This window comes from Nitrospinota bacterium, from assembly GCA_009873635.1.
Taxonomy (GTDB): Bacteria; Nitrospinota; Nitrospinia; order Nitrospinales; family VA-1; genus LS-NOB.
Genome location: WAHY01000002.1, coordinates 100,777 through 123,092, shown reverse-complemented (window position 1 = coordinate 123,092; position 22,316 = coordinate 100,777). Strand labels below are relative to the sequence as shown.

Annotated in this window: 18 protein-coding genes; 6 read left to right on the top strand and 12 right to left on the bottom strand. The window is 42.7% G+C overall.

Going from position 1 to position 22,316, the window contains the following annotated elements; translation table 11 throughout:
- The first annotated feature begins 5 nt into the window (after positions 1 to 5).
- Positions 6 to 887 carry a tRNA preQ1(34) S-adenosylmethionine ribosyltransferase-isomerase QueA gene (gene queA / locus F3741_02195; GenBank protein ID MZG29607.1) on the top strand — a complete coding sequence of 294 codons (882 nt, stop codon included), beginning with the start codon at positions 6 to 8 and terminating at the stop codon, positions 885 to 887.
- Between the two features lie 26 nt (positions 888 to 913).
- On the opposite strand, the gene F3741_02190 is transcribed toward queA, so the two are convergent.
- From F3741_02190 to leuB, 8 genes are all read right to left on the bottom strand, one after another.
- Positions 914 to 1,198 carry an integration host factor subunit alpha gene (locus F3741_02190; GenBank protein ID MZG29606.1) on the bottom strand — a complete coding sequence of 95 codons (285 nt, stop codon included), beginning with the start codon at positions 1,196 to 1,198 and terminating at the stop codon, positions 914 to 916.
- Between the two features lie 395 nt (positions 1,199 to 1,593).
- On the bottom strand, positions 1,594 to 1,890 hold the full coding sequence (locus tag F3741_02185; protein ID MZG29605.1) for a septum formation initiator family protein: 297 nt from the start codon (positions 1,888 to 1,890) through the stop codon (positions 1,594 to 1,596).
- A 44-nt stretch (positions 1,891 to 1,934) separates the two neighbouring features.
- Entirely contained in the window at positions 1,935 to 3,221 is a 1,287-nt protein-coding gene (locus tag F3741_02180) for a phosphopyruvate hydratase (GenBank protein MZG29604.1), read from the bottom strand.
- Between the two features lie 7 nt (positions 3,222 to 3,228).
- Positions 3,229 to 4,518 carry a glutamate-1-semialdehyde 2,1-aminomutase gene (gene hemL, locus F3741_02175; GenBank protein MZG29603.1) on the bottom strand — a complete coding sequence of 430 codons (1,290 nt, stop codon included), beginning with the start codon at positions 4,516 to 4,518 and terminating at the stop codon, positions 3,229 to 3,231.
- Positions 4,519 to 4,523: 5 nt separating this feature from the next.
- Entirely contained in the window at positions 4,524 to 5,375 is an 852-nt protein-coding gene (mtnP, locus tag F3741_02170) for an S-methyl-5'-thioadenosine phosphorylase (protein MZG29602.1), read from the bottom strand.
- A 162-nt stretch (positions 5,376 to 5,537) separates the two neighbouring features.
- Positions 5,538 to 7,808 (bottom strand): hypothetical protein, encoded by a 2,271-nt coding sequence (locus F3741_02165; protein ID MZG29601.1) that lies wholly within the window; start codon positions 7,806 to 7,808, stop codon positions 5,538 to 5,540.
- 124 nt (positions 7,809 to 7,932) lie between these two features.
- A complete protein-coding gene (locus F3741_02160; protein ID MZG29600.1) occupies positions 7,933 to 8,958 on the bottom strand; it encodes an aspartate-semialdehyde dehydrogenase in 1,026 nt (341 codons plus the stop codon).
- 1 nt (position 8,959) lies between these two features.
- Positions 8,960 to 10,042 (bottom strand): 3-isopropylmalate dehydrogenase, encoded by a 1,083-nt coding sequence (gene leuB, locus F3741_02155; protein MZG29599.1) that lies wholly within the window; start codon positions 10,040 to 10,042, stop codon positions 8,960 to 8,962.
- A 197-nt stretch (positions 10,043 to 10,239) separates the two neighbouring features.
- On the opposite strand from leuB, the gene F3741_02150 reads away from it, so the two are divergent.
- Positions 10,240 to 11,001: a glycosyltransferase family 2 protein gene (locus tag F3741_02150; protein ID MZG29598.1), complete on the top strand. Its 762-nt coding sequence runs from the start codon at positions 10,240 to 10,242 to the stop codon at positions 10,999 to 11,001.
- A gap of 69 nt (positions 11,002 to 11,070) precedes the next feature.
- Here the strand turns inward: F3741_02150 and truA are convergent, their stop codons facing one another.
- Together truA and F3741_02140 are read right to left on the bottom strand one after the other, a co-directional pair.
- Positions 11,071 to 11,808: a tRNA pseudouridine(38-40) synthase TruA gene (gene truA, locus F3741_02145; protein MZG29597.1), complete on the bottom strand. Its 738-nt coding sequence runs from the start codon at positions 11,806 to 11,808 to the stop codon at positions 11,071 to 11,073.
- Positions 11,809 to 12,055: 247 nt separating this feature from the next.
- On the bottom strand, positions 12,056 to 14,194 hold the full coding sequence (locus F3741_02140) for an AAA family ATPase (protein MZG29596.1): 2,139 nt from the start codon (positions 14,192 to 14,194) through the stop codon (positions 12,056 to 12,058).
- 250 nt (positions 14,195 to 14,444) lie between these two features.
- On the opposite strand from F3741_02140, the gene F3741_02135 reads away from it, so the two are divergent.
- Together F3741_02135 and F3741_02130 are read left to right on the top strand one after the other, a co-directional pair.
- Positions 14,445 to 15,326 (top strand): Mrp/NBP35 family ATP-binding protein, encoded by an 882-nt coding sequence (locus tag F3741_02135; GenBank protein MZG29595.1) that lies wholly within the window; start codon positions 14,445 to 14,447, stop codon positions 15,324 to 15,326.
- A 12-nt stretch (positions 15,327 to 15,338) separates the two neighbouring features.
- Positions 15,339 to 15,773 (top strand): hypothetical protein, encoded by a 435-nt coding sequence (locus F3741_02130; protein ID MZG29594.1) that lies wholly within the window; start codon positions 15,339 to 15,341, stop codon positions 15,771 to 15,773.
- A gap of 346 nt (positions 15,774 to 16,119) precedes the next feature.
- Here F3741_02130 and F3741_02125 read toward each other — a convergent pair whose 3' ends face one another.
- Positions 16,120 to 16,449 (bottom strand): DUF971 domain-containing protein, encoded by a 330-nt coding sequence (locus F3741_02125; protein MZG29593.1) that lies wholly within the window; start codon positions 16,447 to 16,449, stop codon positions 16,120 to 16,122.
- Positions 16,450 to 16,512: 63 nt separating this feature from the next.
- Positions 16,513 to 17,610, bottom strand: coding sequence for an iron-sulfur cluster carrier protein ApbC (gene apbC, locus F3741_02120; protein MZG29592.1), 1,098 nt, complete (start codon positions 17,608 to 17,610; stop codon positions 16,513 to 16,515).
- Positions 17,611 to 18,072: 462 nt separating this feature from the next.
- Here apbC and parC point away from each other — a divergent pair, with 462 nt between their 5' ends.
- Both parC and F3741_02110 read left to right on the top strand, forming a co-directional pair.
- Entirely contained in the window at positions 18,073 to 20,349 is a 2,277-nt protein-coding gene (gene parC / locus F3741_02115; protein ID MZG29591.1) for a DNA topoisomerase IV subunit A, read from the top strand.
- 4 nt (positions 20,350 to 20,353) lie between these two features.
- On the top strand, positions 20,354 to 22,243 hold the full coding sequence (locus F3741_02110; GenBank protein MZG29590.1) for a type IIA DNA topoisomerase subunit B: 1,890 nt from the start codon (positions 20,354 to 20,356) through the stop codon (positions 22,241 to 22,243).
- Positions 22,244 to 22,316 lie beyond the last annotated feature (73 nt).

Below are 22,316 nucleotides of genomic sequence, written 5' to 3'. Positions count from 1 at the left end.
CATTGATGGTCATTAATGATACCCAGGTTATCCCGGCTAAAATTCTTGCTAAATCATTATCAAATTCCAGGGAAATAGAACTTTTACTCATCCGTGAATTGGAACCCGGGGTTTGGGAGACGATGTTGAAAGGGTTGAGTCGGTTGAAGCCTGGGTCTGAGTTTCAGTTGACAAACAGTGATTTGAAGGCGGTTTTTATAAGACGAAAGGAAGCACATGCTGCAATTAGATTTTCATCACCTGAAGGGCTCACAAACTATTTAAAAGATAATGGGCGAATGCCCCTCCCTCCTTATATCCATAGACCCTTGGATACGAACTCAAACACTCTGGAGAATGATAAAAAACGCTATCAAACCGTATTTGCTAAAAAGGCAGGCGCTATCGCAGCACCAACAGCAGGTTTGCATTTTACGCATAATCAATTGGCCAGCTTGAGGCAAAAAACCGTTGATATTGCCCGTCTTACTTTACATGTTGGGCCGGGAACTTTCATACCAATACGAGAAGAAAACATCACCAACCATAAAATGCTGGAGGAATACTACCAGGTAACTCCTTCAAACTGGAACAAGATTTCTCAAGCCAAAAAGAAAGGACAATCTATCCTGGCGGTGGGCACCACGACAACCCGGGTCCTGGAGAGCCAGGAATTTACAGAAACAATACGAAAAAAAGCTGCCGGATGGTGCAACTGTTTTATCTATCCTGGTTGGGAGTTCAGGAATGTGGACCATTTGCTCACCAACTTTCACCTACCCCAATCAACGCTGTTTTTACTAGTGTGCGCCTTCATGGGGGAAAATTTGGCGAAAAAAGCCTATAAAGAGGCTATCAGGCAAAAATACCGTTTTTTCAGCTACGGTGATGCCATGCTAATTCTTTGAAAGTAAGACCCTTGGCCAAGAAATGATCAAGTCGTACCTTCATCAACTACTTGTTTGAAAAATTTACCCGATTTAAAGCGGACGACCTTTCTTGCAGAAATCTCAGCTTCTTCACCGGTCTTTGGGTTTCTTCCAACCCGCTTGGTTTTTGCACGGACCTGGAATGTACCGAACCGACGTAGAATAACCGGCTCTCCATGACCCAGCGATTCTTTAATTAATTCGATCACTGTTTCAACAGCCTCTTCAGCCTTAGCTCTTGATAAGCTGGCACGAGATGAGACTTGATTGATGATATCTTGTTTGGTCATACTCCCTCCTCCAAGAAACAAACTAATTATATTTAAAAATGAATGGCCAATAATCTTTTCTAATATGTCTACACCTTGATGAAAAATTCATAACACATGGTAATCACACCAAGGTGTTTTCGTCGAAATAAGTTACTGATAAAACAACGTCATACATATTTAAATCGGTGGCTTTACTTTATCACTTAAATTAAAAATATCAATAATTAATTCAAGAATTTAGCAGTATTTGCCTGTCAATCAAGTTTTCTTAAATTTGGACTTGACAATTTTCCAGAGGACGGAAAAATACGGGTCCCGATAACCCTTTTTTTTAAAAGGTTTATACGGGCCTTGAATAAGAGGGGAAATTTACCGGGAATCTGGATAAAGCAGTACTAAGAAAAAAACTGTATCTATTTTTGCGTTTGGACAATGTGATAAACCCTATCACCGGGTTTGATCAAGTTTAGTTTTTCACGGGCAATTTTTTCAATTTCGTATGGGTCAGATTTTAAACCTGCTATTTCCAGTCGAAGTTTCTCATTCCTGATTCGCAAGTTTTCATTTTCAGATTTTAATTTAATCTGTTCCTGTTCCAACTGGTACGCATTCAAAATTCCATTCTCATGAAAAATTGCCATCATGACGAGCAATAAAAAAAAGCCAAGGCTCAACAAAAATATTTTCTGGTATCGAGAATTATCAGCCATAAAACCTGAGGTATTTTTTTATGACAACTTTAAATCAATTGTCATCAAGCCAAGTTATAAAAAACATCCATTCCACGGTAAATTGCTGTATTACCCAGAATTTCTTCAATACGCAAAAGCTGGTTATATTTTGCAGTGCGATCTGTCCGGCATAAAGAACCTGTCTTAATTTGACCAGCGTTGACCGCAACAGAAATATCCGAAATACTGGTGTCTTCTGTTTCACCGGAACGATGTGAAATAACAGTGGTGTAACCTGCCCTTTTGGCCATTTCAACAGCATCCAGCGTCTCTGTAAGAGTGCCTATCTGATTGACTTTTATGAGGATAGAGTTACCCACACCTTTCTCGATTCCCTTAGATAAAATGCTCGTATTGGTCACAAACAAGTCGTCACCGACAATCTGTACAGAATCACCAACTTTATCCGTCAGCGTTTTCCAGCCTGGCCAGTCATTTTCCGCCAAGCCATCTTCAATGCTGATTACAGGGTATTTTTTAACCAAACCGGCCAAATAGTCCACCATCTCGCCGGAACTCCACTTAGCGTTTCCTTCAGCAGCCAGGGTATATTTCTTGTTTGAAAATAATTCACTGGCCGCCACATCCAAAGAAATCAATACATCTTTACCGATTTTATACCCTGCACTTTTTACAGCCTTGATCAATACTTCAACAGCCTGTTCGTTGGATTGCAAGTCAGGAGCAAAACCACCCTCATCTCCCACCGCGGTATTAAAGCCTGATTTTTTCAAAACACCTTTTAAATGGTGGAACACTTCAACTCCCATTCTCAAAGCTGAAGAAAAAGATTTAGCACCAACTGGTACGATCATAAACTCCTGGATATCCACATTATTATCAGCGTGGGCTCCACCATTAAGAACATTCATCATAGGGACTGGTAGTTCTTTTGCATTTGTGCCGCCTATATACTGAAATAATGGAAGACCCAGATCGCTGGCCGCTGCCTGAGCCACTGCAAGAGAAACTCCCAATATTGCATTTGCCCCCAGCTTGCTTTTATTCTCAGTTCCATCCATCTCGATCATCAGGCGATCGATCAACACCTGCTCCGTGACTTCAATCCCTATAAGTTCCAGGGCAATTTTACTATTAATATTTTTAACAGCCTTGGAAACACCTTTCCCCAAATAAACTTTGGAGTTTCCATCACGCAGTTCTACTGCCTCTCTTGTACCCGTAGACGCTCCTGAAGGCACAGCCGCCCTGCCCATTGCACCACTTTCCAAAGTCACATCCACCTCAAGAGTTGGATTACCTCTTGAGTCTATAATTTGCCTTCCATGAACACCTATAATTTCAGTCATAAATTATTTATCCCCGAGACGCGCTCAAAGCCTTACGGCTGGCTTCTATGGTTAAGTTAATATCCTCATCCGTATGAACAGCGGACATAAAACCGGCTTCAAATTGTGAAGGAGCTATGTATATACCCTCCTCCAATAACTCATTAAAATAACGTTTGAAGAAATCTGTGTCGCATGATTTTACCGAGTTGAAGTCAACAATTTCCTGAGAAGTAAAAAACATTGAAAACATCGAACCCACCCTCGTAAACTGCGCATCGATTCCAAGAGACTCAACATTTTCTTTCAACCCCTGGCAAAGCTTAGCTGACTTTTGCTCAAGGGATTCATAGACACCCTCTTTAGCAAGTAAATCCAACATCACATTTCCAGCAGCCATTGCCAAAGGATTGCCTGATAAAGTTCCTGCCTGATAGACAGAACCTACAGGGGAAATATGGTCCATCACTTCGCGCGAACCTCCATAGGCGCCCACGGGCAATCCGCCTCCTATTATTTTGCCCATGCAGGTGATATCCGGAGTGACTCCATATAGTTTTTGTGCCCCTCCCAATGAAACCCTGAATCCAGTAATGACCTCATCAAAAATCAGAAGGGCTCCGGATTTTTGGGTCACTTCACGCAGGGCCTCAAGGAATCCCGGCTTAGGGGGTACCACACCCATATTGCCTCCAACAGGCTCTACAATAAGTGCGGCGATTTCTCCACCTTCCTTATCAAACAGCTCACGCACCTTTTCAATATCATTGAAAGGGAGATTAAGCGTTTTCTCAGCAAGACTTGAAACAATCCCGGGGCAGTCAGGAATTCCCAAAGACATAAGACCAGAACCGGCCTTCACTAAAAGGCTGTCTCCATGTCCATGGTAACAGCCCTCAAACTTTACTATCTTGTCACGCCCTGTTATTCCCCGGGCTAATCTCAACGCACTCATCACAGCTTCAGTTCCTGAATTAACCATCCTTACCACATCAATGGAAGGAACAGCCTGGACAACCTTTTCAGCCAACTGGATTTCCAGTTCAGTCGATGCGCCATAACTGGTGCCTAATTCAGCTTGCCGGGTTATTGCAGAAACTATTTCCGGGTGTGCATGGCCAAATATGAGAGGTCCCCATGAAGCCACATAATCAATGAACTCATTGCCATCCACATCCTTCATTCGTGCCCCCTGGGCAGATTTGATAAACAATGGGTCTCCACCCACAGCATTGAATGCCCTGACAGGACTATTTACACCTCCCGGCATCACCTTTTTGGCAATAGGGAATAGACGACTGGAATTATTCTTATTCATAAATTTTAACCAAATAAAATTGAGAGATTTTCTTTAAGGTTTTGCGGGATTTTCTCAGGATCTGTGACAACAGCAAACTTGGCCGCATCGCAACATGAACAAGGCTCAATAGTACCCAACATGGGTATCAGCTCTTTTAAAACTTTCTGCGCCTGTTCAACATTTTTATGCATGATTTCCAACACAGCTTCGAGAGTAACAGGTTCTTCTTCTATATGCCAGCAATCGAAGTCAGTGACCAAAGCCAGAGTCGAATAACAGATACCTGCTTCACGGGCTAACTTTGCTTCAGTAACATTTGTCATGCCTATTACATCTACATCCCATTGTCTGTACAAAAGCGACTCGGCCCGGGTGGAAAACTGAGGCCCTTCGATACAAATATAGGTACCTCCTTCATGAGCGTCCGCACCAGCTTTTTGAGCCGCTTTAAAAAGCACCCCCGCTGTTGCAAGACAAACTGGGTCAGCCATACTGACATGGCCAACCATTCCCTGAGTGAAAAATGTACTGTTACGTTTAAATGTTCTATCAATAAATTGATGAGGCACAACGAAGTGACCGGGTGGCATATTTTCCTTCATCCCCCCTACCGCACTCACGGAAATAATCCGATCAACACCAATTTTTTTCATTGCGAAAATATTTGCCCGAAAATTTATTTCAGAGGGCGGTATGACATGGCCAACCCCGTGCCGGGGGAGAAAAGCGACTTTAACCCCTTCCAGCCTCCCTATGATAATGTTGTCGGAAGGTGATCCAAAAGGAGTGTCAACAACTACCTTTTCAATCACCTCAAGGCCCTTCATTTGGTACAATCCGCTTCCGCCGATCACACCCAGGATTTTTTCAGCCATAAAAATCTACTCCACTGGTTATATAGGGGTTTTACTCAAAGACACTTGAAGTCATGAAAGGGTGAAAAGCTGTGGACAGGCAGAGAGCCCATCCGATCAATAAAAACCACAATCCCTTTTGCCGTTCAGGGCTAGGGTTTTGTATCTGTTTAGTCAACCCGGCTATGCCGAATCTTGTTTTTTTCTTTCTACCTCGCTCAACAAAAACTTCAATTCCGCGATTTGTTCTCCAGCCTTGCTGAACAAGGCTTCTTCTTTTTTGAGATTTTGAACCTTGACACTAACATCTTCAGCAAGCAGGTTTAACGAACTTAAACGTTTTTCCACCTCGCCCAGCATACTGATTTTGCTATTAAGCTGATCAATTTTAGACTCTGCATCTTCAGTAATTGTCGTCAGCTTTTCAATATTCAAGTTTATTTTATCAAGGTTTTCTCTTTCCTTATCGATTCTAGCCTTTTCAGTATTTGTACGGTTAATGACAACTTCAAGTTCACCCAGTGCCTGCTGGGTACGCTTGACTTTTTCATCACTTTCCTGAACCTGTGAGATACGGTTTTCCGTTCTTTCCAGCATATTGCCAAGCTGGTCCATTTTCTTTTCAACTTCAAGCATGAACTCCTGCTTTTCGTCCAGGGCATCTTGCCTGTCACGTAAATCCTTCATCAAGCTATCAAGTTCCTGGAGCTTGGCATCGGTTTTTTCAACCTGTGAAGAGTCCTTAATCAGGGCTTCCATTTTACTTTCGAAGTTGGTCGTTATATGTCCCAACTCTTCACGAATCTGATCAATTTTAGTAATCTCATCCTTGGCTTCCTGAACCTCTTTAAAACGGGTACGCAATTCTATTTCCTGAATACTCAGTTTCGAGGAAATATTGTTCATCCGTTTTTCCTGGTCATCAATTGCGGCCTTTTCTTTAGCCATATCGAGGATATTTTCCTCAAGGGTATTTGCCATCGATTTTAAATCTTCAAACTTTTGATCTACTTTTTCAAGGAAGTCGATTTTTTTGGAAACCTTGGCAATCTTAATGTTTGCCTCCTCAATGAAGAAATCCAGGCCATCGACCTTCTTCTCCATTTTTTCAATGAGAGCTTTCCTCTGCATCTGGGTTTCCATCTTCACATCAAGGCTGATGACCATCGAACTGAGGTCATTAATCTTTTTGTCTACCTGATCCACCATTTGTTGCTTGCGGATGATCTCGTCCATTTGTTGCTGTGTGGACTCATTCATCACTTCAACCTGCTTCAGGATCCCGGAAATGGTATCAATTTTCTTGATATCATCATCAAGCCGTGCAACTTTTTGCTCAGCTTCTTCAGCCATTACATTGAAGCGGCTCATTTTCTCATTGGCATCATCAATGACTTTCATCTCATCTTTCAAAATTTTCATTTTGTTGCTAAGATTGTCTATGAGAAAAGAATTGAGCTTATGTATTTTTTCCTCTGTCTTTTCGATCATGGACTTTTCGTCCTGAATCCGAGCTATTTTGGTCTCGACATCCACTGACAAAGCGTCCAAATCCCTCAAACGCCCAGTAATACTTCGGATCATTTCGTTCTTCACCGAAATATTCTTAGACTCTATTTTTAGATCACTAATTTGCTGCATCAGGTTGTGGAGGGTCTCCTGGGTTTCATTGATCATATGGCTCTGCCCAAGGAGCTTTTCATAATCAGACTGGACACTTGCAAGAATACGTTTCAGTTCTTCCGTATCCCTGGTATGACTTTCTATAGTTTCTTTATCCTGTTTAATCCTGTCATAACGGCTATCCAGCTCACCCAGGGTGTCCTTCATAACCCCAACTTTAACCGCAGCAGTTCTCAACAGTTCTTTCATGTTGACAACATCCTGAACCTGACTGGAGACACTATCCAGCATGTGCTCAAGTCGGTCGATATTACGATCTGCAGATTTTAGGAGCTTACTTTCTTCCCGAAGTTTTTTGACCTTTGAATCCATGTCCCAGACCAGGACATTGAGACGACCTGCATCCTCATTAGCTTTTTCGACAACAAGTTTTTGCTGGCCCAGGCTCTTAATTTTGCTGTCTATATGCTCGTTTAGTAAATGCAGCGATTCTAAATCGCGTTTCAGGGTGTTATAGTTTGAATTGACTTCTTTAGAAACACGTTGGAAATCACGTACCCTAACATCAAAAGTCTTAATTTCTTCAAATCGGGTATCCAGAGAATCCAGTTTTCTTAAGGCATCCGGCACCTGCCCACTCAGCTTGTCAAAAGACTTTTTTTTATCGTCAAGCTCTCCTGACTTCTTCTCAAAATACTCCACGAGCAATTGCAGGTTCTTGCGTTCATGAGAAGCATGTTTGATGAGTTCTTTAAACTCTTTAGTATTAAAACCGGCTTTTTCTGAGGGTGAGGAACTTTGCGGATTCTCAGGTTTGAAATCTTCAGCCATAACAGGACCTGTTTCAAATAGGATTTATTTTTGGCATGGGGACAAACCCCAAATACCATAAGGTACTATATTTTATAAACTTAAGGCATATAAATGTCAAGCGGGATACCCACTTAACAAATATTCATTTTTGAGCATTGCGTGCGAGAAGTTCTGCTATTTGAACAGCATTAAGAGCCGCTCCCTTACGTAAATTGTCGGACACAACCCAGAAGTTTATGGCGTTTTCACAAGAGATGTCATCGCGGATTCTGCCAACAAACACATCATCCCTACCCTCACCATCAATCGCCAACGGGTATTCGTTAGTTTCGGGGTTGTCAACCACCATAACTCCAACAGCATCAGATAATAACTTTTTAACTTCTCCAGCACTGATGGGCTTTTCGGTTTCAACATTTACAGACTCAGAATGAGAATAAAATACCGGCACTCGAACCGTAGTCGGTGAGATTTGAATGGAATCATCTTCCAAAATCTTTCGGGTTTCATTCACCATCTTCATCTCTTCTTTTGTGTATCCGCTATCAAGAAAATTATCTATATGTGGCAAACAGTTAAATGCGATTTGATGAGGATATACATTATTCTCCGGCGGTTTCCCGGACAGGACACTTTGTGCCTGGCTATGCAGTTCTTCAATAGCCTTTTGCCCCGAACCAGAAACAGATTGGTAAGTGGAAACCACAACACGTTTTATTTTAAACTGGTCGTGAATCGGCTTTAACGCTACGACCATTTGAATGGTTGAGCAGTTAGGGTTTGCGATGACGCCGGGGTCATCTCCAACTGCTTCCGGGTTCACTTCTGGAACAACAAGAGGGATATCCGGTTCCATACGAAAAGCACTGCTGTTATCAATCACAATGCAACCGGATTTCACCGCAAAGGGAGCAAACTGACGACTCACACCAGCACCTGCCGAAAAAAGGGCAATATCCACACCTTCAAAAGAACTTTCCTTTAACTCTTCAACTGCCAGTGAGTTGCCATTGAATGGCAATGCCTGACCCACCGATCGTGCAGACGCAAGAACTTTTAAGCTGGCAACAGGAAATTTTCTCTGTTCAAGAATTTCCAGCATTTTTCTTCCCACTGCGCCTGTGGCACCAGCAACGGCAACATCATAAGCTTCTTTTTTATCCAGCATTCTACTTCTCCAACTCTTCTGCAATCAGATCGCCCATTTCTTTCGTACCCACCTGTTTCATTCCTTCAGACATAATATCCGCTGTTCTGACCCCTTTACTCAATACCGTTTCAACAGCAGTCTCAATCCATTCATTCGGCTCTTCACAATCCAAAGAGTATTTGAACATCATCCCCACAGATAATATTGTGGCCAGCGGATTAGCCAGTTCTTTACCCGCGATATCTGGGGCACTACCATGAATCGGTTCATACATGGCATATTTCTCGCCAAGACTGGCAGAAGGCAGCATGCCTATTGACCCTGTCAACATGGAAGCTTCATCACTTAAAATATCGCCGAACATATTGGTAGTCAGAATCACATCAAATTGTTTAGGGTTCCTCACCAATTGCATAGCGCAATTATCCACATACATGTGCGACAGACTTACATCCGAATATTCTGAGTGCAGGTTCGTCACAACCTCACGCCAGAAACCAGTCGCCTCAAGCACATTGGCTTTATCAACAGAACAAACAGATTTATTACGTTTGCGGGCTACATCAAAGGCAATGCGGGAAATTCTTTCAACTTCAGGTTCTGTATAAACCAGGGTGTTGAATCCTCTTCGGGTCCCATCATCCAGCGAATCAATCCCTCGTGGTTCCCCGAAATAAATTCCCCCGGTTAATTCGCGTACAACGAGAAGGTCCAGACCTTCCACCACTTCACGTTTCAAAGTAGAGGCCTCGACCAAAGCCGGGAAAATACGCGCAGGACGCAGATTGGCATATAGCCCCAAGTTAGAACGAAGACCCAGTAAAGCCCTTTCCGGCCTAAGTGAAAAATCAATGTTCTCCCATTTGGGGCCACCGACCGCACCCAACAAAACCGCATCTGCATTTTGCGCCGTTTTAAGAGTTTCATCCGGCAAAGGGTGTCCAGTAGCATCGTAACCAGCACCGCCAACAAGTGCCTCATTGACATTTATTTTAATACCCAGTTTCGATTCAATAATTTTAAGAATTTTCAGTGCCTCTTGAATCACTTCTGGCCCAATTCCGTCACCGGGGAATACCGCAATATCGAATTCTGTTTTCATATAAAAAATCAAACTCCTAAAATCAGGAGATAGCCCTCCCTACCTCCCAGTCCATAAAAAAACTCAGCAAACCAAAGTTATATATACTTTGCCAGCGTCGGTTCGCCGCAGTATACGGGCATAAATTTCGTTGTAAATATTTATTTTTGCATTATCATAACACGCTGAAACTAAAACCATAACCCAGAATCAAGCCTATGATTAACGGCAAACGCATCTGCGTGGTCATGCCGGCCTACAACGCCGAAAAAACCCTGAAAAAAACCTACGATGAAATACCCAAAGATATTGTAGACGATATCATTCTCACCGACGATGCCAGCCAGGATGAGACTGTCAACCTATCACGGCAATTGGATATCAAAACATTTGTCCATACCGAAAACAAGGGATACGGCGGCAATCAGAAAACCTGTTATCAAGAGGCTTTGAATCATAATGCCGACATCGTTATTATGTTACACCCTGATTATCAGTATACGCCAAAGCTCATCACACCCATGGCGTCAATGATTGCAGAAGGAGTATTTGACGCGGTGATCGGCTCCAGAATTCTTGGCAACAAGGCCATGATGGGAGGAATGCCTCTCTATAAATATGTTTCAAACCGCGCTTTAACATTAGCCGAGAACCTGCTCATTCAGCAAAAGCTTTCTGAATACCATACCGGCTACCGGGCTTTTAGCCGAAAAGTGCTCGAAACCATTCCACTTTTAGAAAACTCCGATGATTTTGTGTTCGACAACCAAATGCTTTGCCAAACCCTGTATTTTGGGTTTGAATTGGGGGAAGTATCCTGCCCCGCCCTTTACTTTGACGATGCATCATCGATCAGCTTCAGGAGAAGCGTGACCTATGGATTGGGAGTGATGGAAACCGCTGCAAAATATTTCTTTGCCAAACGCGGCATGGGTCATTTTAAAATTTTCAATCCTCAAGGGAAACGATTAAAAACATAAAAAAACGGAGGAACTCTAAAAGGAGTTTTCCCACCAACTAACAATCGACTTTATAAAGGTTTTGCAACACTAATACTCTACTTTTATCAGGCAGAGTCCGTGAGAAGGTGCTGTGGGACCGGCAACCTTGCGGTTACGTGCTTCAAGAATGGTTTTTACCTGTTCCGGGGGGTATTTGTTTTTGCCAACATACACAAGGGTTCCTACAAGGTTACGAACCATGTGCTTCAAAAAACCTTTACTTTCAAATTCAAAAACCAGGAAATCGTCCCGTTCAATGATCTCGACACGCTTCATGGTTCGCACAGGCGATTTGGCGTTGCAGTTCCCTGCCCGGAATGAAGTGAAGTCGTGTTCACCAACCAGGTATACCGCCGCCGTTTTCATCGCGGGTACATTCAGTTTATGTGGAATGAACCAGGAACGGCGGAAATTGAGTGCAGAAGGATAGTCCCTGTTTAATATGGTATATCGATACAGTTTGCATTTGGCAGAGCCGCGCGCATTAAAATCCATAGGAACTTCACGCACTTCCCGGACTGTGATGTCATGAGGAAGCAGACTGTTTAAAGCAAGCTGCATCTCTACCATTGACATTTTTGTATTGGCTGTAAAATGTGCCGGCATTCCTTCTGAATGAACACCCGCATCGGTTCTGCCAGCACTCAAAACATTTGTTGGCTGATTCAAAATTGTACTCAAGGCTTTTTCCAGGAAACCCTGAATGCTGACAGCATTTGTTTGCAATTGCCAACCGTGATAGGCAGTGCCCTCATATTCAATTATTAAAAGGATTTTTTTCTCCATTTCACTCATAAAAACAAAAAACGCGTTGCAGCTGCTCAACGCGTTTTTTCTCTTTTTTTGCCCCACACACAGGGCCGTTCACATTTATATGCGAACCTCTAGATTTGTTCTAATTACATATTTTGGTGGACTCTCAGCCTCTATAACGTCCTCCTTTGTTAGAACGGGTCTCATACCCCTTGTAATCACAATATAGTCCCCAAATATTGTTCCGCAACATTTCATAAAAAATACATTGCCATAACTTCTACTTATAAAAAAATACCCTTGAAAATGGTTTGACCGTGGTCAAAAGCAGGTCATCCTGAGTCCGGGTGATCCCAACATATAACATGTTTCTGCTTTCTTCCCTCTTTATAGGATAATTATCCTCATCAGGTTCTACCATCGCAACAGAGTCAAACTCCAAACCTTTTACCTGGTGAATGTTTGTCACCATAATTCCAGGGTCAAAAGAAAACTGATTGCGATGTCCGAGACGAACTTCTCCAGACAGATATTCTTCCAACTCCTCTTTTAACTCCATAGCCTGTTTTGGATAGCGGCATATGATGGCAATGAGCTTGTAAGGATCCATCTTGACCTGACGATTACACCACTCAACCAGATGCTCCAGCATACTTTCCCTGTCGTCTGCCTTATACCACTCCGGATCGGGACCGGCCCTACCCTCAACTTGTTTCGGATCTCCAGCCACTTTATGCGCCAAAGTCATGATGGGAACCGTACACCGGAACGAAACTTCGAGACGAATAATAGAGTCCTCTTCCATTCCCAGGTTTTCCACGACCTTGTTCCAGCCAATGAATTTTCTTGCCTGAAGAATTTTCTGCGCCACATCGCCGACAATGGTCATTTGGCGTTTATCACCGACAGCAGATGTCATAATGGCAAATTCAACGGGACCAAAATCCTGGGCTTCATCGACCACCAAGTGATCCAGTGAAATCACCCCACCATCTCCATCTGGCAAACCACCGTTTTTAATTTGTATGAGTCGCAAAACAAGGGACATATCAAAATAATCCAGATTATGTTTTTCCCTGTTTTTGTTCGTCAGTCTTTTCAGATAATCCAGATTAGAACCCAGTTTGGGACTGGCAGGGAGGTAGGATTTTAAATGTTCTGAATCTGATAACAAGTCATATACATCTTGAACATAATCTTCCAGTTCGAAACATTTACGTTCCAGAAATTCCAGGCATTTATCCTTGTCAAATTTTGGCAAGCTGGCTTCTTTAACTTCATGAGTGAAGTCCCTTAATCGGGGTAAAAGAGCATTAGCTTCTGTCTTCTTCCACGAGTTCACCTGCCCGGGCCATGGCTTGAAGAACCTCACAATATCTTCATTTAATTTGATGACCTGTTTGTCCACCCACCCTTCAAGAGCCCTTAGAATCTCCTCAGAAAACTTTATTTCTTCAACAAAAGAGGGAACATTCAGGAATTTGAAGAAAGGCCTGCCGCGAACAACTTTACCGATAATAGACAATGCCCAACTATTGAAAGTGGAAGACTGAACACCTTCAATTCCCATAGATGGCAAGGTGTAGCTAACATATATTTGCAGTGACTTGTTCATCACCACAACCCGGGTATTTTTCGCTCTTGCTAAAGAATTTTCTTCGTGCAACAACCAGGCCAGTCGGTGCAGAGCGACTGTAGTTTTGCCCGAACCAGCAGAGCCCTGAATAATAACAGGCCGTTCAGCATCGCTGGTGATCATTTCAAATTGATCTTTGGTTATTAATGAAAGAATACTTGGAAGACGCTTTTCTTTTGAGTCTTTCGCTCTTGACCGGTGTGCCGCAACCTCATCTTCGACATCAAGTTTTGACCAGCCCGTCTCACCTCTCCTGAAAACACCTTCCGGCGTATCGATCTGCATCAATTGACCCCCTTCAATCCTATAAGACCGTCTTAGTTGGATATGCCCACTCCGTTCTCGCTGATTGATTACCTCATAAAACTCTTCTTCCTGTTTATAGTTGAAATATAACCCGGCTATGGGTCCATTTCTCCAATCCACAATTCCCGCATCAATATTGCTTTTTTTTCCTATCAGGAATGACACCTCACTACCGTCTTCCTCCTTCGTACAGACCCTTCCAAAATAAGGTTCCTGAATCAACGCATACAGGGCCTTATCACTGTCTTTGCGTATGTCCAAAATGCGATGAGCCACCGCTTCATCAGAAACCAGAGGTTGTCTTTCTTCATGATTCCATTCATTAACTATCTGACTGGTCAATTCACGCGCCGCCATATTGGCGGTTATTTTGGATTCCTGGACAATTGGAAGCTGTTGACATAAAGACTGCAAGGTACTTTCAAGCAACGCTTCTTCCTCTTCGATCAATCGTTTGTCATCTTCCGTAAGATCCATTATTTAATTCCAAAAAATTATAAGTAATTTCGAATACAAGGCTAAACTTGCTAATCTAAATGAGATAAACCTCAAGGGTCAACAGAAAACAACACAATAGATAAAAATATCTTAAGGTCCAGACTGATTTTTGCCATAAACTTCAAAAAACCTTTAATATATACCTGTTTTAATTTATGATGGAAACTCTAGTTCCAATAAACATAAAGGCTGGAACATTGGAAAACCGGTTTATTTTAAGGAGTATTTCATGAAAACTTATGAGGATCTTGAAGGTGATGGCGGATCCAACATAGTTGAACAAGTCGTAGAGCTAGGTGCAAAACTACGATCCCGTCTAGACAAGATCAAATATAAGGTTGCATTAATGAGTGGAAAGGGAGGCGTTGGAAAAAGTTCAATAACCGCCAACATTGCTTCATGCCTTGCTGACCGCGGCAAAAAAGTCGGTATTCTTGATGCTGATCTGAACGGACCCAGCATAGGCCATCTTCTTGGTGTCGGCAACAATGCTCAACTCGAAATGAAAGACGATGGACTCAACCCTGGCATCGGGTATCAGGGAATCCGCATCATGTCAATGGATATGCTGTTAAAGTCCGCAGACACACCTGTAATGTGGACCGATGCAGACGATGCCACAGCGTCCTGGGTGAGCGTCATGGAGTCCACAGCTATCCGCGAACTGCTGGCAGACACTAATTGGGGTGAATTGGATTATCTTCTCATCGATATGCCGCCTGGCAGCGACAGGATTGATAATATTCGCTCACTGATTCCTGAACTGGCAGGAGCCGTTGAAATTACCATTCCCTCTCAGCTTTCACAACATATTGTGACGAAGTCAATCACAAAGAACAATAAAATGGGTGTGCCCATTATTGGCCTCATTGAAAACATGGCTACCTATGTATGCCCACATTGCGAAAAAGAAGGTAAATTGTTTGATGGTGAAGATGTTCACAAATTGAGCGAACAAAAGGGAGTTCCATATATAGGAAAGATTCCTTTTGATACTCGAGTGTCTCAGAGCCAATCCGGAAACCTTTTTTATAATGAATTTAAAGATTCTGTTACAGGCAAAGCGATTGCTGAGGCCGTAGAAAATATTGAAAAATTTACCACTAAATAAACTGGAGACGTAATGAAATTCCTTTGTATCCCCTGCGATGTCAAGATGGAAGTTCAGACCGAAGGCATCATGCCTGAGGAAAAAGCTAATCTTGCCATGAAGTTTAAATGCAAAAAGTGTGGACACAGCATTGCCATGCTCACCAACAAATTTGAAACCGAGTTTGTCAGCAAGCTTGGCGTAGAAATGGGTGGAGCCACCGATGTGAGCAAGGCACCCATGGCCGCTGTCGGTTCGGCTCTGGCTCAGGCCAAGGAAGAACTCAAAAGCACTAACCCTGAAGATGACCTCATATGGACCGAAGAAGCAGAACAACGAATAAAAAAGGTCCCATTTTTCGTAAGAGGTATGGCTAAGAAAACCGTCATAAACTTTGCTGTCGAAAATGGCATCACAACAATCGACGCTAAAGTCATGGACGAGGTTCGTGAAAAAGTAGGCATGTAGAGGCGAGCCGCCGCAGGCATGGGGCCCAGGCTTCGGATAGAAAGTCTTCCATGCCCATTAGTCTTAATTGAGTAGCATCTTCTAACAGCTCGAACCCAAAAAACGGGAGTAGCCCTGACCGCTACTCCCGTTTAGGGTTGGAGCGCTTAAGTCTGTATTCCCAAGCACTCTTCTCGTTATATTGTCCTTGACAGTTCAATGAGTCTGGAAACCCCTCCGCCATTTTTGGAAAGGGGGGAGGAGGCAACAGCAGAGGGATAACCATCCATTCTTATTATGGAACATCTATATCGCAACCATGTCCCGATAATGTTTCAAATCTGTCACAAAATCAAATAGTTAGAGCCTAGCTGGCAACTTTATTGCTTTTACAGGTTTCACACTCACAGATTTGACGCAAAAGCTCATGCGTGTAAAGCCCCGTGTTATGCCCATCACTCCAATCAAATTGAATAGCATAAAGTCCCACCGCTTTAAGATTACGCGGACGTATTTCATCTGAGATGGAACCTGGTTCAATCAGTTTTTTTCCGCTCCATTCATCGATACAATTCGCACACGGGCAACTTTCCCTTAAATGTTTCACTGAATAAACGGATTCATGGCCATCATTCCAGGAAATCCCCAAGGTGGACTCGTCAACTTGTTTAATGTTCTTCGGAGCGGGTGCATTCATAACCAATTATTCTTCCCAGTTTGCGTATTAATAAAGAGCCAATAGTTTGTAAAGTTTTGGCAACTAACTCTTCCAGGCCAACTCAAAATCAGAGGAAACTTTTTCACCGCTGTTTGCCTGGTTGATACTAAGTTGCGCCGCGACCCTTCCCGCCAAATCCTTATAAGCCTGACTTGCTGGAGACTCAGCATTAGATATGACAATAGGTGTTCCCGCATCCCCACCTTCCGCAACCGCTTCGATAATTGGCACTTCTCCAAGAAGAGGAATTTTGAAATTATCAGCAAGCGATTTTCCACCACCCTGCCTGAAAATATGATGTTTTTTATCGCATCCGTCACAGACAAAATAACTCATGTTCTCAACAATACCGAGCAAAGGTACTTTGACCTGCTGAAACATTTTCACACCTTTATCGGCGTCAATCAGGCTGACTTCCTGGGGAGTGGTCACAACCACCGCACCGGATATTGGAGCCTTCTGAGTCAAAGTCAACTGCACATCACCTGTACCAGGAGGCAGATCAATGACCAGATAATCCAACTCGCCCCATTCCACGTTTTGCAGGAATTGTTGAATAATCCCGCCTAACATAGGCCCACGAAGCATCAAAGGCTGACCCTGTTTAGTCAAAAACGCGGCTGACACCACTTTCAAACCGTATTTTTCATGCGGGAAGAATTTATTTTCCTCACCCACTTTTGGCGATGAAATGGGAATGCCCATCATTTGAGGGATGCTGGGTCCATAAATATCAGCATCCATCAGACCAACTCGTGCCCCTGTTAAAGAGAGAGCTATTGCCAAATTGGTGCTAACCGTTGACTTGCCAACACCACCCTTACCACTTGCTACAGCAATAATATTTTTCACACCTGTCAAAACTGGCTGTGCATGTTCAGTAGGCCTGACAACAGCAGTCATATTGACATCGACCTTTTCAACACCTTCAATCTCTTGCACCTTTGTTTCACATTCCGTACGCAATTGTTCTTTTACCGGACAGGCTGGTGTCGTGAGTTCAACATCGAATTTGACGTTCCCACCATCAATATTCAAATTCTTGACAAACCCAAGGCTCACAATATCTTTATGCAGGTCAGGGTCTTGAACCGTCTTTAACGCATCAATCACTTTATCTTGCAGCTTGGGGGCAGACATGGATAACTCCTAAAATATTTTTTCAATCGGCAATAGAACCGAAAATTTATAATTTGTGAGGCATAAGTAAAAAACCCAATGATTACCCTGCCAAACACTAAATAGGATGTAACTCGCTTAAAAAAGATTTTATCCCTCTGAAATGAATCAAGTTATCATTTTTCGGGATATTGAGGGCGGCTTGTGTTAATCAATTGAATACACTTGCTTTATGACTCTCTATATTGTATATAAATAACTCAGGCATACAATATATAGACATCATTTGATCAACTAAAATATAAAACTTAAAGGCTTAAAAATATAAAGAAAGTCTAAACCTTTGAAACTTTGAGTTAAATATAAACCTCCCAACCAGGCATTAAAACTTCTGGCTTACCAGTTTAATAAGACCGCAAACCACAAACGTCAAGTTGATCCGCTCAACTTTTCTTAAATTCTACAACCATCCAGGATCATTTCATGGGGCAGGAAAAAACTTCCGACTTACAAGATGAATTAGAGAAAAGGTTTCTGACCTATGCACTCTCAACTATTGTTTCTCGCTCTCTTCCTGATGTGCGGGATGGATTGAAACCTATTCATCGCAGAATACTGTTTGCAATGGAAAGTATGGGGATGAATTCCGCAAGCAAACATGTCAAGTCCGCCAAGATCATTGGTGAGGTTTTGGGTAAATACCATCCCCATGGTGACGCATCTACATATGAATCAATGGTTCGCATGGCACAGGATTTTTCCATGCGCTATCCCCTGGTGGATGGGAAAGGTAATTTTGGTTCGATGGATGGCGATTCTCCAGCTGCCTATCGCTATACAGAAGGACGTTTAACACCCATTACTTCCTATTTATTACAGGATATTAAAAAAGATACCGTCGATTTTCGGCCCAACTATGACAACACCCTGAAAGAACCGGTAGTATTGCCATCCCGCATTCCCAATTTACTAATAAATGGTTCTTCAGGGATAGCTGTAGGTATGGCCTGCTCTTTCCCCAGTCATAACCTGAATGAAGTCTTATCGGCATTAATTTCACTGATTGACACTCCTAAACAAACAGTGGCCAATCTGATGAAACATATAAAAGGGCCTGACTTTCCTACGGGGGGCATCATATTAAATAGCAAGAAAGAATTACGAGAGGCTTATCAATCTGGCATGGGCGCGGTAAAAACCCGTGGTCTATGGAAGGTTGAACCCCTGCCAAGAGGAAAGAAACAGATTATCCTGACGGCAATCCCCTATAGTGTTAACAAATCCCGGTTGATAGAAAAAATCGCAGAGATCATCATCACCAAAAAGCTTCCTGCATTGACCGATGTCAGGGATGAGAGTGACGAAAAGGTTCGAGTTGTGCTCGAAGTTAAAAGTACGGGTGATGAAAACAAGTTGATGAGTTATCTATTCAAACACACGGAACTGGAAAGCAGTTTTCAAATCAACTTTAACTGTCTCAAACCAAATGGAGAGCCTGAGCGCCTGTCACTTCTGGAAATCTGCCAGGAGTTTCTGGAGTTTCGTAAACAGGTTGTGACTCGCAGATTAAATTATGAACTGGCTATTATTGAAAAACGACTGCACATCCTTAATGGATTCGCAATTATTTTCGATGATTTAGACAAAGCATTAAAGCTTATAAGGTCTTCAAAGTCCCGCAAGGAAGCCCATGAGAAATTAAGAAAGAAATTTAAGATTGATGATGAACAGACTACCGCCATACTCGAAATTCCTCTCTATCGACTGGTTGGAATGGAAATGGAAAAGATTCTCCTTGAACAAAAAGAGAAGCGTGCTGAGCAAAAAAGAATCACATCTATTCTCAAATCACCCAAGAAAATCTGGGCAGAGGTAAAACATGAGTTTGAAGAGATCAAGAAGAAACACGGTGACAAGCGTATCACTCAAATCAAAACTGTAGAAGACATCGAGTACAACGAAGAAGATTTCATCGAACATGAAGATGTGCATATCATCCTCAGCCAGAACGGATGGATTAGAAAACTAAAAAACGTGGGCGATCCATCCGGATTAAAATTCAAAGAGAACGATCAGTTGCTCAGTTCGTTGCAATCCAACACTCAAAACCTGCTTGCCCTGTTCACATCGTTTGGAACCGCCTATGTCACCAAGGTATACAATCTCCCCTACACTAGAAGCGGGTTTGGAGAACCCGTGCAAAGTTTATTCAAATTTGGCGACGGGGAAAAGGTTATAGGGATGACTATCGTTTCCCCTTCCAGTGATGATACAGATTCGACCGATGCTGATGGTCAAACCACACTTAACTTCATTAAAGAAACAAAACCTGAAAATGATCCTCCGGAGTTTATGGTGGCCAGTGCCAACGGTTTTGGTTTCCGTTTTCCATCATCAAACTTGACTGAGACAACGCGTTCAGGAAGAAAAATTATGAGCCTGAAAGAAGGCGACAGCATGATCGGTTTTGCTCCCGTCACACACGATCATGTTTTTTTAGCTACTGCAAAAGGTAAAGCGGTGGTGATTCCAACTGAACAGGTCACCCAACTATCAGGTTCTGGTAAAGGAGTCACACTTATGAAGCCTGGAGATAGTAGTTTGGCTGGATTCAAACTCGTCAACTTAAAAGAAAAAGTAGAAATTGAGTTCTCTTCCGGTGCTAATAAGATCATTACTGTCAAAAGCGTACGTCTCTGCAACCGAGGCAGCCAGGGCGTAATTGTTTCGAAACGGAAAACCATTACAAATATTAAATAAACCCATGTCAAAATACCGCTCTGAAGACATACAGGTACTCGAAGGTCTTGAACCTGTTCGCAAACGCCCGGGAATGTATATCGGTTCTACCTCCTCCACAGGCCTGCACCACTTGCTTTGGGAAATTCTGGACAACTGTGTTGATGAGGCACTAAACGGCCATTGCGACACTATCGAAGTCACCCTGGAAAAAGATAAAGGTGTGACTATCAAGGACAACGGACGAGGAATACCGGTAGATCCGTTTCGCAATACGAAAAAGAGCGCCATGGAAATACTTTTCACCACTCTACATTCAGGAGGAAAGTTTGGCCAGGGCAATTATAAAGTATCCGGTGGCCTTCATGGTGTTGGGATGGCTGTAGTGTGTGCCTTGTCTGAGAAACTGGTAGCAACTTCTCGCCGGGACGGGTTTGAATGGAGTCAAACTTATTCAAGAGGCAAGCCTAAAGGAAAAATTAAAAAAGGGAAACCTGTAAGGAACTATGGCACCATTGTTTATTTTAAACCTGATGAAGATATCTTTCCAAAAACCGACTTCAATCCAAAGCTTATCCTGGAACGCGCAGAATCAAAGGCCTTCCTGAACAAGGGCCTGAAAATCATTGTTAATGAAAATAAAAATACACACTTATTTCATTATCCGGATGGCATACAGGACTACATCAAAAAAATAGTCGGTCAAAAACCTACTTTGATGGACAAGCCTTTCTACGTAGAAAAAGAAGATAAGAGCTTAAAACTTGAGACTGCTTTTCTTTGGACACCGAATACCGACACACAGATTCTTTCTTTTGCTAACTCCATCCGTACGATTGACGGCGGGACTCATGAAAATGGCTTCCGCAATGGAATCACTAAAGCAATCCGGGCTTATATAGATAGACGAAAACTGCTCCCCAAAGAAATATCTGGAATTACCGGTGACGATGTTCGGGAAGGTTTGATCGCGATTATCAATGTTTATTTGCAGGGTGAAGTAGAGTTTCAAGGCCAAACCAAGGGTCGGTTAAATTCAGAAATCACTTCGCAGGTTGAGTCTGTCGTCAATCATACCCTTGAGCATTATTTAAACGAAAACCAGAGCCTAGGCAATACTCTTGCAAACCGTATCATTTTGTCAGCTCAAGCCCGAATCGCATCAAGACAAGCTAAAGATGCAGTCCAGCGGAAAACCAACATTTCTCATAGACTCAATTTACCCGGAAAACTTTCTGACTGCGCGACAACTGATAAAAACCAGGCTGAACTCTTTATCTGCGAAGGCGATTCCGCAGGGGGTTCCAGCAAACAAGCAAGGGACCGGAAAACTCAGGCTATCCTTCCAATTAGAGGGAAAATACTGAATGTTGAAACAGCAACCATGACAAAGGTCCTGGCCAACACAGAAATTCAAAACCTTGTATCAGCCTGTGGAACGGGTATTGGCAATAAATTCGATTACAGTAAACTTCGATACGGGAAAATCATAATTATGACCGATGCGGATGTTGATGGAGCACACATCTGCACACTGCTGCTTACTTTTTTTTACAGGTGTCTCCCGCAAATTATCGAGAAAGGTCATTTGTTTATTGCCCAGCCCCCTCTATATAGAATTGATGCTGGCAAAAAAATGTTCTACGCCCTGACAGATGAGGAAAAAGATAAAATTGTAGAGGCGTTAAACGGCACTTCTCATGAAATTGGTCGCTTTAAAGGACTGGGAGAGATGCCTGCTTCAGATTTAAAAGAAACCACCATGAACAAAAATTCCCGCTCATTGATCCGGGTAACATTAGGGTCTGCTGAACAAGCAAGCAAAACAGTATGTGACTTGATGGGCAAAAATGCCGCCTCACGATTCAAATTTATAAAGGAAAAAGCAGAGTTTGTTCAAGATCTTGACGTTTAAATCAACTAAAAGCTCAGCATCTCTTCAAAGCATAGCAATTTCTTTGTTGCTATGCTTAACTCCACTAATCGAT

What these genes read in the sequence shown, in the direction of transcription:
- queA (MZG29607.1), top strand. Translation starts at nt 6, where the DNA reads ATGGTCATTAATGATACCCAGGTTATCCCGGCTAAAATTCTTGCTAAA.
- F3741_02190 (MZG29606.1), bottom strand. Translation starts at nt 1,198, where the DNA reads ATGACCAAACAAGATATCATCAATCAAGTCTCATCTCGTGCCAGCTTA.
- F3741_02185 (MZG29605.1), bottom strand. Translation starts at nt 1,890, where the DNA reads ATGGCTGATAATTCTCGATACCAGAAAATATTTTTGTTGAGCCTTGGC.
- F3741_02180 (MZG29604.1), bottom strand. Translation starts at nt 3,221, where the DNA reads ATGACTGAAATTATAGGTGTTCATGGAAGGCAAATTATAGACTCAAGA.
- hemL (MZG29603.1), bottom strand. Translation starts at nt 4,518, where the DNA reads ATGAATAAGAATAATTCCAGTCGTCTATTCCCTATTGCCAAAAAGGTG.
- mtnP (MZG29602.1), bottom strand. Translation starts at nt 5,375, where the DNA reads ATGGCTGAAAAAATCCTGGGTGTGATCGGCGGAAGCGGATTGTACCAA.
- F3741_02165 (MZG29601.1), bottom strand. Translation starts at nt 7,808, where the DNA reads ATGGCTGAAGATTTCAAACCTGAGAATCCGCAAAGTTCCTCACCCTCA.
- F3741_02160 (MZG29600.1), bottom strand. Translation starts at nt 8,958, where the DNA reads ATGCTGGATAAAAAAGAAGCTTATGATGTTGCCGTTGCTGGTGCCACA.
- leuB (MZG29599.1), bottom strand. Translation starts at nt 10,042, where the DNA reads ATGAAAACAGAATTCGATATTGCGGTATTCCCCGGTGACGGAATTGGG.
- F3741_02150 (MZG29598.1), top strand. Translation starts at nt 10,240, where the DNA reads ATGATTAACGGCAAACGCATCTGCGTGGTCATGCCGGCCTACAACGCC.
- truA (MZG29597.1), bottom strand. Translation starts at nt 11,808, where the DNA reads ATGGAGAAAAAAATCCTTTTAATAATTGAATATGAGGGCACTGCCTAT.
- F3741_02140 (MZG29596.1), bottom strand. Translation starts at nt 14,194, where the DNA reads ATGGATCTTACGGAAGATGACAAACGATTGATCGAAGAGGAAGAAGCG.
- F3741_02135 (MZG29595.1), top strand. Translation starts at nt 14,445, where the DNA reads ATGAAAACTTATGAGGATCTTGAAGGTGATGGCGGATCCAACATAGTT.
- F3741_02130 (MZG29594.1), top strand. Translation starts at nt 15,339, where the DNA reads ATGAAATTCCTTTGTATCCCCTGCGATGTCAAGATGGAAGTTCAGACC.
- F3741_02125 (MZG29593.1), bottom strand. Translation starts at nt 16,449, where the DNA reads ATGAATGCACCCGCTCCGAAGAACATTAAACAAGTTGACGAGTCCACC.
- apbC (MZG29592.1), bottom strand. Translation starts at nt 17,610, where the DNA reads ATGTCTGCCCCCAAGCTGCAAGATAAAGTGATTGATGCGTTAAAGACG.
- parC (MZG29591.1), top strand. Translation starts at nt 18,073, where the DNA reads ATGGGGCAGGAAAAAACTTCCGACTTACAAGATGAATTAGAGAAAAGG.
- F3741_02110 (MZG29590.1), top strand. Translation starts at nt 20,354, where the DNA reads ATGTCAAAATACCGCTCTGAAGACATACAGGTACTCGAAGGTCTTGAA.